Source organism: Geobacter pickeringii, from assembly GCF_000817955.1.
Classification (GTDB): domain Bacteria; phylum Desulfobacterota; class Desulfuromonadia; order Geobacterales; family Geobacteraceae; genus Geobacter; species Geobacter pickeringii.
Map to the genome: position 1 here is coordinate 3,169,859 of NZ_CP009788.1, position 14,813 is coordinate 3,184,671.

The 14,813-nt window shown below is 64.3% G+C and carries 18 protein-coding genes; 14 read left to right on the forward strand and 4 right to left on the reverse strand.

Annotated features, from left to right (window positions below; all coding sequences use genetic code 11):
* Positions 1-4 precede the first annotated feature (4 nt).
* From ctaD to GPICK_RS17125, 9 genes are all read left to right on the forward strand, one after another.
* A complete protein-coding gene (gene ctaD, locus GPICK_RS14415) occupies positions 5-1,618 on the forward strand; it encodes a cytochrome c oxidase subunit I (protein WP_039744343.1) in 1,614 nt (537 codons plus the stop codon).
* A complete protein-coding gene (locus tag GPICK_RS14420) occupies positions 1,615-2,208 on the forward strand; it encodes a cytochrome c oxidase subunit 3 family protein (RefSeq protein WP_039744345.1) in 594 nt (197 codons plus the stop codon). Before ctaD ends, GPICK_RS14420 begins: the two co-directional genes overlap by 4 nt.
* 3 nt (positions 2,209-2,211) lie before the next feature.
* A complete protein-coding gene (locus GPICK_RS14425) occupies positions 2,212-2,475 on the forward strand; it encodes a cytochrome C oxidase subunit IV family protein (RefSeq protein WP_039744347.1) in 264 nt (87 codons plus the stop codon).
* Between the two features lie 20 nt (positions 2,476-2,495).
* Positions 2,496-3,350, forward strand: coding sequence for a COX15/CtaA family protein (locus GPICK_RS14430; protein WP_039744349.1), 855 nt, complete (start codon positions 2,496-2,498; stop codon positions 3,348-3,350).
* Positions 3,350-4,237 carry a heme o synthase gene (gene cyoE / locus GPICK_RS14435; protein WP_052263453.1) on the forward strand — a complete coding sequence of 296 codons (888 nt, stop codon included), beginning with the start codon at positions 3,350-3,352 and terminating at the stop codon, positions 4,235-4,237. The genes GPICK_RS14430 and cyoE overlap by 1 nt, the downstream gene beginning before the upstream one ends.
* Positions 4,238-5,061: 824 nt before the next feature.
* Positions 5,062-5,502 carry a hypothetical protein gene (locus GPICK_RS17890; protein WP_236685580.1) on the forward strand — a complete coding sequence of 147 codons (441 nt, stop codon included), beginning with the start codon at positions 5,062-5,064 and terminating at the stop codon, positions 5,500-5,502.
* A gap of 136 nt (positions 5,503-5,638) precedes the next feature.
* Positions 5,639-6,013, forward strand: coding sequence for a hypothetical protein (locus GPICK_RS14440; protein WP_039744350.1), 375 nt, complete (start codon positions 5,639-5,641; stop codon positions 6,011-6,013).
* A 110-nt stretch (positions 6,014-6,123) separates the two neighbouring features.
* Entirely contained in the window at positions 6,124-6,378 is a 255-nt protein-coding gene (locus GPICK_RS14445) for a type II toxin-antitoxin system Phd/YefM family antitoxin (RefSeq protein ID WP_039744352.1), read from the forward strand.
* Positions 6,375-6,629, forward strand: a complete 255-nt coding sequence (locus GPICK_RS17125) for a Txe/YoeB family addiction module toxin (protein ID WP_084201451.1) — start codon at positions 6,375-6,377, stop codon at positions 6,627-6,629. The genes GPICK_RS14445 and GPICK_RS17125 overlap by 4 nt, the downstream gene beginning before the upstream one ends.
* A gap of 48 nt (positions 6,630-6,677) precedes the next feature.
* On the opposite strand, the gene hypA is transcribed toward GPICK_RS17125, so the two are convergent.
* The gene (hypA, locus tag GPICK_RS14455; RefSeq protein ID WP_039745839.1) at positions 6,678-7,010 is read right to left on the reverse strand and encodes a hydrogenase maturation nickel metallochaperone HypA; all 333 of its coding nucleotides are present in this window, start codon (positions 7,008-7,010) and stop codon (positions 6,678-6,680) included.
* A 165-nt stretch (positions 7,011-7,175) separates the two neighbouring features.
* Here hypA and GPICK_RS14460 point away from each other — a divergent pair, with 165 nt between their 5' ends.
* From GPICK_RS14460 to GPICK_RS14470, 3 genes are all read left to right on the forward strand, one after another.
* Positions 7,176-8,600 (forward strand): sensor histidine kinase, encoded by a 1,425-nt coding sequence (locus GPICK_RS14460; RefSeq protein ID WP_039744356.1) that lies wholly within the window; start codon positions 7,176-7,178, stop codon positions 8,598-8,600.
* Positions 8,597-9,964, forward strand: coding sequence for a sigma-54-dependent transcriptional regulator (locus tag GPICK_RS14465; RefSeq protein ID WP_039744357.1), 1,368 nt, complete (start codon positions 8,597-8,599; stop codon positions 9,962-9,964). The genes GPICK_RS14460 and GPICK_RS14465 overlap by 4 nt, the downstream gene beginning before the upstream one ends.
* 120 nt (positions 9,965-10,084) lie before the next feature.
* The gene (locus GPICK_RS14470; RefSeq protein WP_039744359.1) at positions 10,085-12,649 is read left to right on the forward strand and encodes a glycosyltransferase family 1 protein; all 2,565 of its coding nucleotides are present in this window, start codon (positions 10,085-10,087) and stop codon (positions 12,647-12,649) included.
* A 299-nt stretch (positions 12,650-12,948) separates the two neighbouring features.
* Here GPICK_RS14470 and GPICK_RS17895 read toward each other — a convergent pair whose 3' ends face one another.
* Genes GPICK_RS17895 through GPICK_RS17905 form a run of 3 tightly spaced genes read right to left on the reverse strand, consistent with a single transcriptional unit; the run spans position 12,949 to position 13,947 of the window.
* Complete coding sequence (locus tag GPICK_RS17895; protein WP_236685581.1) at positions 12,949-13,155, reverse strand: hypothetical protein; 207 nt, start codon at positions 13,153-13,155, stop codon at positions 12,949-12,951.
* A gap of 27 nt (positions 13,156-13,182) precedes the next feature.
* Entirely contained in the window at positions 13,183-13,695 is a 513-nt protein-coding gene (locus GPICK_RS17900; protein ID WP_236685582.1) for a hypothetical protein, read from the reverse strand.
* Between the two features lie 15 nt (positions 13,696-13,710).
* Positions 13,711-13,947: a hypothetical protein gene (locus GPICK_RS17905; RefSeq protein WP_052263454.1), complete on the reverse strand. Its 237-nt coding sequence runs from the start codon at positions 13,945-13,947 to the stop codon at positions 13,711-13,713.
* A gap of 261 nt (positions 13,948-14,208) precedes the next feature.
* On the opposite strand from GPICK_RS17905, the gene fliK reads away from it, so the two are divergent.
* Entirely contained in the window at positions 14,209-14,472 is a 264-nt protein-coding gene (gene fliK, locus GPICK_RS17910) for a flagellar hook-length control protein FliK (protein ID WP_236685710.1), read from the forward strand.
* Positions 14,459-14,734, forward strand: coding sequence for an EscU/YscU/HrcU family type III secretion system export apparatus switch protein (locus GPICK_RS14480; RefSeq protein WP_039744361.1), 276 nt, complete (start codon positions 14,459-14,461; stop codon positions 14,732-14,734). Before fliK ends, GPICK_RS14480 begins: the two co-directional genes overlap by 14 nt.
* The last annotated feature ends 79 nt before the right edge of the window (positions 14,735-14,813 follow it).

Here is a 14,813-nt window from a genome sequence, read left to right on the forward strand (position 1 = left end):
ACCCATGACTGACCACGCCACCGACACCTCCCCCGCCGACCGGGGGTACCTGACCGACAAGGGGTTCCGCTCCTGGGCCCTCACCCTCGACCACAAGCGGATCGGGGTTCTCTACCTCTTCACCACCCTCTTCTTCTTCCTCGTCGGCGGGGTGATCGCGCTCCTCATGCGGCTGGAGCTCCTCACCCCCGGCCCGTCCCTCATGAACGACCACACCTACAACGTCCTCTTCACCCTCCACGGGGCGATCATGATCTTCCTCTTCATCATCCCCGGCATCCCGTCGGGGCTCGGTAACTTCTTCATCCCGCTCCTCATCGGCGCCCGCGACGTCGCCTTCCCGCGGCTGAACCTCCTCTCCTACTGGGTCTTCATCGGCGGCATCGTAGTGATCCTCGCCTCGCTGGTCTCTCCCATGGACACCGGCTGGACCTTCTACACCCCCTACTCGGCCAAGACCGGCGCGGCGGTGGCCACCCTCTCCTTCGGCATCTTCCTCGTGGGGATGTCGTCGATCCTCACCGGCCTCAACTTCATCGTCACCACCCACCGCCTCCGGGCACCGGGGCTCACCTGGATGCGGCTCCCCCTCTTCATCTGGGGGATGTACGCCACCAGCATCATCCAGGTCCTCGCCACGCCGGTGGTGGGGATCACCTTCCTCCTCCTGGCCGCCGAGCGGCTCTTCGGGGTCGGCTTCTTCGACCCGGCCAAGGGGGGGGACCCCCTCCTCTTCCAGCACTTTTTCTGGTTCTACTCCCACCCGGTGGTCTACGTCATGATCCTCCCCGCCATGGGAATCATCTCCGAGGTGATCCCGGTCTTCTCGCGCAAGGCGATCTTCGGCTACCGGGCCATCGCCTACTCGTCGCTCGCCATCGCCTTCATCGGCTTTCTCGTCTGGGGGCACCACATGTTCGTCAGCGGCATGTCGCCGGTGGCGGGGGTGATCTTCTCGTTTCTCACCTTCTTCGTGGCGGTGCCAACGGGGGTGAAGGTCTTCAACTGGATCGCCACCCTCTACCGCGGCTCCATCACCTTCGAATCCCCCATGCTCTACGCCCTCACCTTCATCTTCCTCTTCATCATCGGCGGGCTCACCGGGCCGTTTCTCGGCGCCTTGGCCACCAACGTCCACCTCCACGACACCTACTTCGTGGTGGCCCACTTCCACTACACCATGATGGGAGGGACGGTGATGGGGCTCTTCGCCGGGCTCCACTACTGGTTCCCGAAGATGACCGGGCGGATGCTGAACGAGACCGTGGCGAAGCTCGCCTGGGCCGTCACCTTCGTCGGCTTCAACGCCACCTTCTTCGTCATGTTCATCATGGGGTACCACGGCATGCCGCGCCGCTACGCCGAATACCTCCCCAAGTACCACGCCGACAACGTCTTCGCCACCGCCGGCTCCTGGATTCTCGCCGTCGGCGTGGCGATCATGTTCGCCAACTTCGTCTGGGGGATGCTGCGGGGAGAAAAGGCCGGCGCCAATCCGTGGCGGGGGCTCACCCTGGAATGGCAGACGCCGTCGCCCCCCCCGACGGAGAATTTTGAAGAGATTCCCACCGTCACCGACTGGCCCTACGGCTACGGGAAAAAGGTGGTGTGCCGATGAAAGGGGGGGCGGAAGAGAGCCGGGAGGAGCGGAGTTACGCCCTGGATACGGCCAGGCTCGGCATCTGGTGCTTCCTCGCCACGGAGGTCCTCCTCTTCGGCGGGCTCTTCACCACCTACACGGTCTTCCGGCTCCGCTACCCCGACCTCTTCCACACCGAGCACCTGAAGCTGAACCGTCTCCTGGGAGCGGCGAACACGGTGATCCTCATCACCAGCAGCCTCACCATGGCGCTGGCGGTGGCGGCGGCACGGCAGGGGCGCAGGAAGCGGCTTCGGCTCTTTCTCCTCTGCACCATCGTTTTGGCCGCCTCCTTCCTCGGGGTGAAGTACCTGGAGTGGAGCGACGACTTCAGCCGCCACCTCTACCCGAAGACCAACCTCTTCTTCTCCCTCTACTTCACCATGACGGGGCTCCACGGCATCCACGTCATGGCCGGGATGGGGGTACTCGGCTGGCTGCTGGCCCGGACGCGCAAAGGGCACTTCGCCCGCGCCTCCCGCACGCCGGTGGAGATCGGGGGGCTCTACTGGCACTTCGTGGACCTCGTCTGGATCTATCTCTTTCCGCTCCTCTATCTCGTGGGGTGACCGATGACCGCCCAACGCACCTACATCGCCATCTGGCTGGCGCTCCTCGTCCTGACGGGGATCACCTGGGGGGTCTCCTACCTGGACCTGGGGCTCGGGAACGCCGCGGCGGCCCTGGCCATCGCCTCGCTGAAGGCGGCGCTGGTGGCGCTCTACTTCATGCACCTGCGCAATGAGGGGAGGCTCGTCTGGGCCTTCGCCCTCTTCCCCCTGGGGTTTCTGGCGCTGATAATCTTCGGGACGCTGTCGGACACGCTGTTCCGCTGAATTCGCAAGGAGGTTCCGCCATGCTCGGCAGAATAACCGTGGGACTGTTTTTTCTCCTCCTCGTCTGGGGGAACCTGGTGGCGGGGATGAAGGCGGGGCTCGCCTGCCCCGACTGGCCCCTCTGCCATGGCCGGGTGCTCCCCCCCTTCCGGCTCGACATCTGGATGGAGTTTATGCACCGGGTGATCGCGGCGGTGGCGACCCTCGCGCTCCTCCTGCTGGCGAGCAGGCGCCTGCGGCAATGGCGGGGGATGGCAAAGGCGGTCCCTGTCGCGGCGGTGACGATCCTCGGGGTCGAGATCGTCATCGGCGGGATGGTGGTCCTGCTGGAGACCCCGGTGAACCTGACGACGCTCCACTTCGCCACCGGCATGGGGGTCTTCCTCCTCGCCGCCGCCATGGCCGCCTTCGAGGGGAATGAACGGACGCCGGCATTCCCGGCCCGGGGAGACGCGGGGCTCTTCCTCGGCCTCGTCTTCCTCGTGGTCTGCCAGGCGGCCCTCGGCGCCTACGTCCGCCACGCCGGGGCAGGGCTCGCCTGCCCCGACTTCCCGGCCTGCGGCGGCCAGTGGCTCCCCCCCCTCACCTCCGCGGGGCTCGCCGCCCACCTCTCCCACCGGCTCTTCGCCTACCTGATCCTCGTCACCCTGGCGGTCTTCTGGGTGGCGACCCGCCTCGACGCGCGGCTCTCCCCCCACCGCCGGAGCGCCCTGGCGCTTCTCGTGCTCGGCGCGGCGCAGGTGGGGATCGGCGGCGTGGTGGTCCTCTCGGGGCTCTCCTACGTGGCAACGGCGTGCCACCTGGCGGTGGCGCTCGCCATCGTCCTCGTCATGGGGAGGATGTGGTCGGCAGCCGTGAAGGGGGAACCCGCCTGATGGGAGAAGGAATCGCGGCAACGGCGCCGGCGCGCGGGGGATCGCTCCTGCTCCTGGCCAAGCCGGGGATCGTGGCGGCGGTCGTCATCGAGGGGTTCGCCGGCATGGCGCTGGCGGCCCGGGGGATGCCGGCGGCGGAGAGCGCCCTCGCCTGCCTCGCGGCCCTCGCGCTGGCGGCCGGCGGGGCGGCGATGCTCAACTCTTGCCTGGAGGCCGAGCGCGACACCTGCATGGCCCGCCTCGCCCGCCGGACGGCGATCCTCGGCCGGGTCGGCCGGGGGCGCGCCATGGCCGCGGCGCTCGGCCTCATCGCCGGGGGACTCGGGCTGGCGCTGGCGCTGCTCCCCCCCGCCGCCGGGCTCCTCATCGCCCTGGCGGCGGCGTCCTACATCTTCCTCTACACCCTCTGGCTCAAGGGGCGCTCCCCCTACAGCGCGGTGCCGGGGGGGATTCCGGGGGCGCTGCCGGCGCTCATCGGCTACTGCGCCGCCGCCCCGGCCCTCGGGGTCGACGGCGTGGCCCTCTTCCTCTTCATGCTCCTCTGGCAGCCTCCCCACTTCTGGACCCTGGCCCTCATGTACCGGGACGACTACCACCGGGCCAGCGTACCGGTCCTCCCCGCCGTCCTCGGCGCACCCTACACCAAGGTCATCCTCTTCGCCTACGCCACCGCGCTCGTCCCGGCCTCCCTCGCCCTCTGGCTCTTCGGCCCCTGCTCGGGGCGCTACGCCGCGGCGGCCCTCATCCTCGGCGGCGGCTTCCTCGCCACCCTCTGGCGCACCGTCGTGGCCCGGGAGCGCTACGGCCGCGCCTTCGCTGCCTCCATCGCCTACCTCCTCCTGCTGCTGGCCGCCCTGGCCGCGGATATGATCGTGCCGCGGGCATGAGGGAGTAGCACCACGACGGCAGACAGTCCTCGTCTCTCCCCTTAGCGCCCCCAGCACACGCCTTGACTTGGAAATTATCAATTTACTCACCACAAGAGATTCCGTATATTGCCGGGAGCACCCCAAAGGCTGCCTCAACACCGTGATCATTTCTGGAGGGACTAAGAGGTGGTCCCCGAAAATCGGCAAAACCCCCGGTCTGGCTACGCCGGCCGTATTCTCTCACTGGCGGCATGACTACAATCGGCAATCCACCTTATTCCCGCCGCCAACCTGTCCTACAAACTGGGACCACCTCTGGGTACGTGGCGGTGAGATAGTGGCGCAGGGGACGCCACTGTGGGAACAAGTTGAGAGGCTCGTCAACAAATCAACTACGTCCCCTTAGTCACCCCTATAGATGTAGATGGTTTCGGATAACTGGGCAAACGAGCCTCCCATATAAATCTATATAGCCGAACCCCATATAGATATAGACGCGTCCATGTACATGTATATGGTTCTATATATTTTTAGATAGCTCGCCCTAACGGGTGATTTACGAGTTGGGCAGACCAGAGAATTGGAGGAATAGGATGACTCTAAAAACTATAATTGAACATCTCGACGGAGCATACAGAGACGCCTCACGCGTTAAGTCTCTACGAAAATTTCTGTTCACCCGACAATTGTCTGGAATTTCAGGACTATTTAAGTTGACAATTTCAGCATATTTACTATTAATCGCAACTTTTGTTTTTATACTAGTTACAACAAATAATTTGGTTGTGAATATTATTTCAGTTGTTGTGTACTTTGGCATATCCATACTAATTAATTTTTTAATGCGCAACTATTTCGAGCCAGCTGCATGTATTGACATTAACCATGTGACACAAATACACGACATTATGCCAAAGTCGCATTATCAAAAGTTTGAAGAAAGCTTAAATTCTAGAATACTCAACGTCAATAGCAATGTTGATACACTGATCGAAGTAGTTTCGTTAGAAATAGAAAACAGAAAAACCACTGATTTGGGTTTGTATTTCAACACGTTCGTTGTGGTGGTAATCCCATTAGTTTTAGGGGGCCTTCAAGAAAGGGTCAATAAGCAACCTAGATCAATCGTGCTTATTTTGTACATATTTCTACTTGGCGCTTTGGTCATTGACTTTGTACGCCATTTTGTAAAGCTGAAAGAAACGAAATATAAAGAGATATTGAAGTATTTAGGGCGGATAAAACTCACTGAAAGATCAAAAGAAATATCCGAAACATCATGAGGTGGTTCTGGTGTCAGGCTCGACATATTAGCAACTTAGATAAGGAGGCGCCCAACCAGGAAGAAGCAGCGGCCTGAAAACCGCCGCTGTTCTCCCAAGCCGTTGGATGAGGAAAAAAATTGAAAAAAGGTGGGCCATGAAAGCATTGATAACCATCCTGTTGTTGTGCGCATCGACTGGGCTTGCATACTCAGAGGAACAAGACATTAGCAAGCCACCATACTTCTACCTGCAAGGATCCGTTGGAAATAACGCAGGACTTGCCATGCGCTGTTATGGCGAAGCCCCCTACAAAGAGATCGATTGCTCTTTTGTGCAAGTACAAGTCAGCGCAAGCACTCCTGAGCAAACTGCAAAAACCAAAAAAGAAACTTTGACGGAAATTGAAAAAATCAAGAAGAACGAGATAGAGCAATTTACAGGAATTCAGGGGACACCATATTTAATTACCTTTAAAATTATTAGCCAGTTAAAATCAGTTTCCACGCATGGCCAGCAATTGCTCGCGTAAGTAGCCTGTCCCGTTTTCTTCCCCCAACTGGTTGGCTGTGATCTTACCATTGCGAGATATGTAATTGCATGTTATTGTACAACATCTTGTCATTTTCAAGGAGAACCGCCATGAACGCGATTACCTATAGCGAAGCTCGTCATTCTTTAAAGGATGTCATGGACGAAGCTTGTAACAACCACGAACCAATACTGATTACGCGTCGAAAAGGAGAGAACGTCGTCCTGTTGAGCCTTGAAGACTATGAGTCCATCATGGAAAGCGAATATCTGCTGTCCAACCCTGCCAATGCCGCACGGCTCATGCAATCGCTTGAAGAAGCCCGGGCGGGGAAACGTACCCCCCTGGATGCCCTTGATCTATGAATGTCACATTCACTCCGACCGCACTCGATGACCTGCGTTACTGGCTAAAGACCGACAAACGTCAGGCTGACCGAATTTTCGCTCTTCTCGAAGAGATTCGTCGCACCCCTTTCGATGGGACCGGAAAACCGGAGCCGCTCCGCTTCCAGCTTGCGGGTTGCTGGTCCCGTCGGATCGACCGCGAACATCGTCTCGTATATCAGGTTGAAGAAAGCGAGATTGTCGTCATCGCCTGTCGTTACCATTACTGAGTACCTTTCCCGCCCTGTGGCGGCCATCCTTCCGGCACGTCAGTTCTCCTACTCCACCTCCAGCTCCTTCACCCGCAGCTCTTCCCCGGCGGTGATCCGCACGCCGTAGGCCCCGCAGGAGGGGCATGGCTCGAAGTAGGTTTTGACCGGCATCTCGGCACGGCAGGCGGGGCACTCGCCCCGCCCCGGCACCCGCTCGATGGCAAGCCGGGCACCTTCCAGGAGGGTGCCGCTGGTGCATGCCTCGAAGCAGAACTCCACCGCCTCGGGGACGACGCCGGAGAGCTCCCCGATCTCCAGGGTCACGGCCAGGACCCGCCGCCCCTCCGCATTCTTCTCACATATCTCCACCACGCTCTGGGTTATGGACATCTCGTGCACGAAATCCTCCGTCCGGGCAGCCCCGCCGTTTTTCCGCCGATGATAGCAGAACTCCCCCGGTAAAGGGAAGGAGCGGCGACGGGCGACGGGGGACATTCGCCTTGTCTCCCCCCGGGGGGTCGTGTATAATTCCGCGGTATTTCGTACCATTTACACGAGGCCCCCATGACCCTCAACTCCAAACTGGTGACGATCATGCTGACGCTGCTCGTCATCGCCGTAGTCACCCTCTTTTTCCTCAACGAGTACAGCCAGAACGAGATGGTCCGGGAGATCCAGGAGAGCTCGACGGTGGTCTCCAAGGCGATCCAGATGAGCATCGAGGATCTCACCTCCGAGTACGAGGCCGACCGCTCCCGCCTCATCGAGTACATGAAGGAGGCGAAGGAGAAGGGGGTCAACGAGATCAACATCATCAGCAACGAGGGGGAGATCATCGACTCCTCGGACCCGGCGAAGATCGGCAAGAAGAAGGAGCTCAAGAAGCTGGTGACGGGGCTGCGCGCCTCCCCCGGCGCCCGGGGGGGGAGCGGCTCGGTCCGCCCTTACAACCTGGTGGTGCCGGTCATCGTCGGCGACGAGCACCTGGGGTACGTGCAGATCAACCTTCTGCTGGACAACATCCGGACCATCCAGCACGAGAACCTGGTCAACCGGGTGGTGGCGACCTCCCTCGTCTTCCTCCTCGGCATCACCCTCACCATCTTCCTCGCCAAGCGGTACACGGCCCCCATCAACAATCTGGCGGACGGGGTGCGGCGGGTGGCCGACGGGGACCTCTCCGTCACCTTTCCGGCCCAGAGCGGGGACGAGATCGGGGAGCTGGCCCGCAACTGCAACGAGATGGTGGCCAAGCTCCGGGAGCGGGAGTCGCTGGAGAAGCGGCTCTACGAGGCGGAACACCTCTCCAAGGTGGGGCAGCTCGCCTCGGGGATCGCCCACGAGATCCGCAACCCCCTGAACTACATCAGCCTCGCCATCGACCACCTGAAGAGTGAATTCCAGGCAGCCTGCCCCGACCGTCAGGAGCAGTTCGTCCCCCTGGCCGACAAGATCAAGGAGGAGGTCCGCCGGGCCAACTACATGGTGGTCAACTTCATGAACTACGGCCGGCCGCTCAAGCTGCGGATCACGGAGTTGTCGTACCCGGATCTGCTGGCAAAGGCGCTGCCGGTGCTCCACGACAAGCTCGCCGAGCAGCGGGTGACGGTGGAGGCCCACATCCCCCCCGACCTTCCCCCCTTGCGCGCCGACGGGGAGATGCTCCGCAACTGCGTCTTCAACTTCGTCACCAACGCGGCCCAGGCGATGCCTGCCGGCGGGACCGTCACCCTCGGCGCCGCCTTCGATCCGGAGCAGCGCGCCTTCCTCCTCACCTTCGCCGACCAGGGGGGGGGGATCCGCGAGGAGGACGTGGCGAAGATCTTCCAGCCGTGGTTCACCACCAAGGAGGCGGGCATCGGCCTTGGCCTGGCGATCACCGAACGGATCATCCGGGAGCACGGCGGCGAGATCCGCGTGGCGAGCACGGAGGGGGCGGGGACGACATTCACGGTGGTTCTGCCGGCACGACCAAAGGAGACGGAATGAAAGGGACCATTCTCATCGTTGACGACGAGCGCGGCCAGCGCGAGATCCTCCAGACGATCCTGGAGGGGGAGGGGCACCGGACGGTGGCGGTCTCCGGCGCCCGGGAGGCACTGGAGACGCTGGAAGGCAGGGAGTTCGACATCATCCTCACCGATCTGAAGATGCAGGGGATGTCGGGGATGGAGCTCATGGAGCAGGTCCTCACCGACGACCCCCAGCAGTGCACCATCATGATGACGGCCCACGGCACCGTGGACTCGGCGGTGGAGGCGATGAAGCTCGGCGCCTTCGACTACCTGGAGAAGCCGCTGGAGCGGGACAACCTCCTCCTCACCCTGCGGCGCGCCCTGGAGCGGGTGAGCCTCGTGAAGGAGAACCGGGCACTCCACCGGAAGCTGGAGGAGACCAACGCCATCCCCAACATCATCGGCGCCCACCCGAAGATGAAGGAGGTCTACCGGGTCATCACCAAGATCGCCCCCACCAACTCGACGGTCCTCATCTACGGCGAATCGGGGACCGGGAAGGAGCTGGTGGCCAGCGCCATCCACGACGGGAGCCCCCGCAAGGAGAAGCCGTTTTTCGCCATCAACTGCGCCGCCATCCCCGAAACCCTCATGGAGAGCGAGCTCTTCGGCCACGAAAAAGGGGCCTTCACCGGCGCCAGCAGCCGGGAGATCGGGATCTTCGAAGCGGCCGACGGGGGGACCGTCTTCCTCGACGAGATCGGCGAGATGAGCGTGGCGATGCAGGCAAAGCTCCTGCGCGCCATCCAGACCAAGGAGATCCGCCGGGTGGGGGGGAAGGTGAACGTCCCGGTGGATGTCCGGATCCTCTCCGCCACCAACCGGGAACTGGAGGCGGAGATCAGGAGGGGGGGGTTCCGGGAGGACCTCTTCTACCGGCTCAACGTCATCCGGATCAACCTCCCGCCGCTGCGGGAGCGGGGGAGCGACATCGCCACCCTGGCCGATTTTTTCGTCCGCAAGTACAGCAGCCAGTCCGGCATCGGCGTGAAGGGGATCTCCCGGCCGGCGCTGAAGCTCGTCATGAACTACAGCTGGCCCGGGAACGTCCGGCAGCTGGAGTCGGTCATCGAGCGGGGGGTTCTCATGGCGGAGAGCGATCAGATCGAGCCGTCCGACCTCCCGATCGAGGTGACGGAGGGGCTTTCCCAGGCCGGCTGGGTCCCCTTCGAGCTCCCCGCCGACGGGATCCAGTTCGAGGAACTGGAGAAGAACCTCATCATCAAGGCGATGGAGCGGGCCGACTGGGTCATCGCCAAGGCAGCGCCGCTGCTCGGCATGAGCTACAAGACCCTCCAGTACCGCCTGGAAAAATTCGGCATCGAAAAACCGGGGTAACCGGCACCCAGGGTAAAAACGTGGTTTCGCCCCCTTGACGCGCCCCCCTTTCACGGTAGCCTTTCCTTCAATCTTCACCCGTCAGCCGTGAAACTTCAGCCTGCACGCCGGAGGTTTTCCATGGATTTTGTCCGCAGCATCCACCGGTTCACCGTCCTCCCGACCCTCAGCGGTGAACTGGCCCCCCTGCAGAAGCTTGCCTACAACCTCTGGTGGACCTGGGAGCCCGAAGGGGTCGAGCTCTTCAAGCGGCTCGACATCGACCTCTGGCAGCAGACCCGCCACAACCCGGTGGAGATGCTCGGCATCCTCCAGCAGACGACGCTGGAGAAGCTGGTGGCCGACGAGGGGTTCATGTCGCAGCTCCAGCGGGTCAGCGAGAAGTTCCGCGACTACATGGGGGCCCGCACCTGGTTCGACCGCAGCTGCAACGGCGGGAAAAGCCTCATCGCCGCCTACTTCTCCATGGAGTTCGGTCTCCACGAATCGCTCCCCACCTACTCCGGCGGGCTCGGCATCCTGGCGGGCGACCACCTGAAATCGGCCAGCGACCTCGGCATCCCCCTGGTGGGGATCGGGCTCCTCTACCGCCAGGGATACTTCCGCCAGTACCTCAACATCGAGGGGTGGCAGCAGGAGCTCTACCCCGAGAACGACTTCTACAACCTGCCGCTGCGCCTGGAACGGGACGAGAGCGGCGAGCCGGTGGCGGTGGTGCTCGACATGGCGGGGCGGACGGTGACGGCCCACATCTGGAGCGTGCAGGTGGGGCGGGTCCCCCTCTACCTCCTCGACACGAACCTGGAGGGGAATGCCCCGGAGGACCGGGAGATCACGGCCCAGCTCTACGGCGGCGACCAGGAGATGCGGATCCGCCAGGAGATCCTCCTCGGCGTCGGCGGCATCCGGGCCCTGCACCAGCTCGGCATCACCCCCAACGTCTGCCACATGAACGAGGGGCACGCGGCGTTCCTGGCCCTGGAGCGAACCCGGCTCCTGATGGAGGAGCACGGCCTGAGCTTCGCGGAGGCGATGGAGGCGGTACGGGCCGGCAACATCTTCACCACCCACACCCCGGTGGACGCCGGCATCGACCACTTCCCCCCCGACCTCCTGGAGCGGTACCTAGGGCGCCTCTACCGCTCCCTCGGCATCTCCCGCGAAGAGTTCCTGGGGCTCGGCCGGATCAATCCCCGCAACCTCAACGAGACCTTCTGCATGGCGGTCCTCGCCCTGAAGCTCGCCAACCATGCCAACGGCGTCAGCCAGCTCCACGGCGAGATCTCGCGGCGGATGTGGAAGAACCTCTGGCCCGAGCTCCCCGACGAGCATATCCCCATCACCTCCGTCACCAACGGCGTCCACACCAAGACCTGGCTCTCCAACGAGATGGCGGGGCTCCTCACCCGCTACCTGGGATCCCGCTGGCGCGAGGACTCCACCGATCCGGTCCTCTGGAAGCGGGTCGCCAACATCCCCGACTCGGAGCTCTGGCGGACCCACGAGCGGTGCCGCGAACGGCTCGTCCTCTTCGCCCGCCGCCGTCTGAAGGACCACCTCCGGCAGGTGGGGGCCACCGCCAAGGAGATCGCCGCGGCGGAGGAGGTCCTGGACCCGGAGGCCCTCACCATCGGCTTCGCGCGCCGCTTCGCCACCTACAAGCGGGGGACCCTCCTCTTCCGCGATCTGGCGCGGCTCGAAAGGATCCTCGGCAGCAGCGACCGGCCGGTGCAGATCATCTTCGCCGGCAAGGCCCACCCCCACGACGTGGAGGGGAAGGAGCTGATCCGCGAGATCTTCCAGCACTCCATCGGCGGGCGCTTCCGGGGGAAGATCGTCTTCATCGAGGACTACGACATGGCGGTGGCGCGACACCTGGTGCAGGGGGTGGACGTCTGGCTCAACACCCCCCGCCGCCCCCTGGAGGCGAGTGGCACCAGCGGCATGAAGGTCGCCTTCAACGGGGGGCTCAACATGAGCGTCCTGGACGGCTGGTGGCCCGAGGGGTACCGGGGGAACAACGGCTGGGCCATCGGCAACGGCGAGGTCTACGACGACGTCGACTACCAGAACGAGGTGGAGAGCCGCGCCATTTACGACCTGCTGGAGAAAGAGATCGTCCCCCTCTTTTATGACCGGGGGACCGACGACATCCCCCGCGGCTGGCTCTCCTGCATCAAGGCGAGCCTCCAGACCCTCTGCCCCCTCTTCAGCACCGAGCGGATGGTGCAGGAGTACACCCAGCTCTGCTACCTTCCCGCCTACGGCCAGTGGGAGAAGCTCTCCGGCGACCGGCTCGCCCTCGCCGTCGACCTCACCCGGTGGAAGGGGGAGATGCACCGGGGATGGAGCCAGGTCCGGGTCACCCGCCTGGATGCGGGGGCCACCGCCGAGGTTCCCCTCGGAGCGGCCATCCCGGTGACGGCGGAGGTCTCCCTCGGCGACATCCTCCCCGACCAGGTGACGGTGGATCTCTACTGCGGCGTCCTCGACTCCCGGGGAAACATCGTCGGCGGCGAACTGCTCCCCCTCTCCCACGGCGGGGCCGTCAGCGACGGGCTGCACCGCTTCGCCGGGAAGATCGAGCCCCATTTCTGCGGCAGGCACGGCTTCATGGTGCGGGTCATGCCCCGGCACCCGAAGATCGGCCCGGTCTACGAGCAGGGGCTCCTCGCCTGGGGGTGACACGGGGAAAACGCCCGACGGATGTGTTAAGTTTTTCCCGTTTCGGCCGATACGTATGGCATGATCGTCACGCAGGAAATAGCCCGGATCGCCCAGGCGCTCCTCAAGGACACCGCCGCCTCCCTCGTGGAGGGGACCTGGCAGTCCCTCACCCCCCTCAACCTGACCCCGGGGCAGGTGGTCCAGGGAGAGGTGATGGCGAGCCTCCCCCAGAGCCGCTACCTCGTCCGGGTCGCCAACGAGCTCCTCAAGATGGAGCTCCCCCTCAACCTCCAGCCGGGGCAGGCGGTGGAGCTCACCTACGTCACCGACGAGCCCCGCATCATCTTCGCCCTGTCGAAATCGGCCAACTCCGGCGCCCCGGTCCAGATCAGCGATGCCGGGCGCTGGCTCAACGGCCTCGCCCAAGAGGGAAACTCCCCCTCCGCCACTGCCCCGCTTCCCCGACCGTCCCTCATCCTCCCCTCCCCCTCCAGCGATCCGGCGACCCTGGCCGAAGGGCTCAAGAACGCCCTCTCCCGGAGCGGAAATTTCTACGAATCGCACCTGGCCGGGTGGATGCGGGGAGACCGCCCCCTGGTGGATCTTCTGAAGGAGCCCCAGGGGACCCTCTCGCGCCTTGCCGCGCTCCTGCCGGCCGAAACGGCGGAGACGCCGGCGGCGGCCCCGCCGGCTGCGCCCTCTTCCGCAGCGTCCCCCGCCGCTTCGGAGGGCGAGCCGGCCCCCCGAGGCCAGAATCCCTCTCCCCCGGCAGGGGGAGCATCACGCGACGCCGCCCTCCCCGCACCCGCAGCCACTACTGCTGATGCGTCCCCCGCCAAGGGGAGCGAACCGCCCCCCGCGGACGGGATGGCACCGGCACCGCCCCCCCCCGCCGCGGCAGCATTGCCGGAGGCCGGACACCCCGACCAGGCGGCAGCGGCACTCCGTCCCGGTGCCACCGACGCACCGCCGGCCGGCTTCGCACCGCCGCCAGCCGAAGGCGCAGCTCCCGCGCCGGCGGCACCGGGCGCTCCGCCAGCGGCACCAGCCCACGACGCAGCCATTCACGATCCATCCGTTCACGGTGCGGCCTCCCACTCCTCGCCCTCGGCCTCGCCGGCCGCGCCGACGGCCTCCCCGCTCCCGCCGGACGGAGCGCCGGCGCCGGGAGCGGCGCTCCCGCGAGAGGTCCCGCTGCTGCCGGAGCGGGAGCCGCTTCCTGCGGCCAAGGCGCCGGAACCGCCCCCCCCGGCGTCACCGGCCGCCGCGGGAGGTGAGCCGCGGGTAACCGTCGACGGGGAAATGCCCCGTTCCACCCCGATTTCGCCCCGAAACGGGGAGCCACACCTGACTCGCGCCGGGGCCCCCCTCGGCACGCCGACTGCGGGAGAGATCACCGGCGGCGCAGCACGGACCGGCGGCGAAACGGCCATCGACCGGCCGGCGGCGCTCCCCGACTCCCCCCCCCACTCCAGAGAGGGGTGGAGCCCCAGACCATCCCGATCATCAAGGAGCAACTCGCGGTCCTCACTACCGGCGTCTTCAGCTGGCTCGGCCAGGTCTGGCCCGGCCAGGACATGGAGTGGACGGTGCAGGAACGGGAAGCGGAAGGGGGTAAGGGGGGGCGGAACTGGCAGACCGAGGTGCGGATCGCCTTTCCCCGCCTCGGCGAGGTCCGGGCGGTCCTCAATCTGGCAGGCGAAGGGGTCGCCGTCTCGCTGGTGGCGGCCGAGGAGCAGACCACGGCCCTCCTGTCGGAGGGAGCCGGGCGACTGCAGGAAAACATGGAAGGAGCCGGCATCACCCTTTCCGGCCTGACGGTGCGTCATGGCGGAGTATGAACGGGACAGGAAAGCGGTGGCCCTCACCTACAAGGAGGGGCAGTACGCCCCCCAGGTGGTGGCGAAGGGATACGGCGTCGCCGCCGAGGCGATCATCGCCTGCGCGCGGGAGGCGGGGGTCTACGTCCACCAGTCTCCCGAGCTGGTGAGCCAGCTGATGCAGGTCGACCTCGACGGAGAGATTCCGCCGGCCCTCTACCGGGCGGTGGCGGAACTCCTCGCCTGGCTCCACTGGCTGGAGCAGATGGAGGAGGCGAAGTAACTGCCGGCATTTCTGGTTGAAGATCGGGCCGAAACGGGTTATTCTTTGAAGCTATTCATCACGCAGGCAGGAAGACACC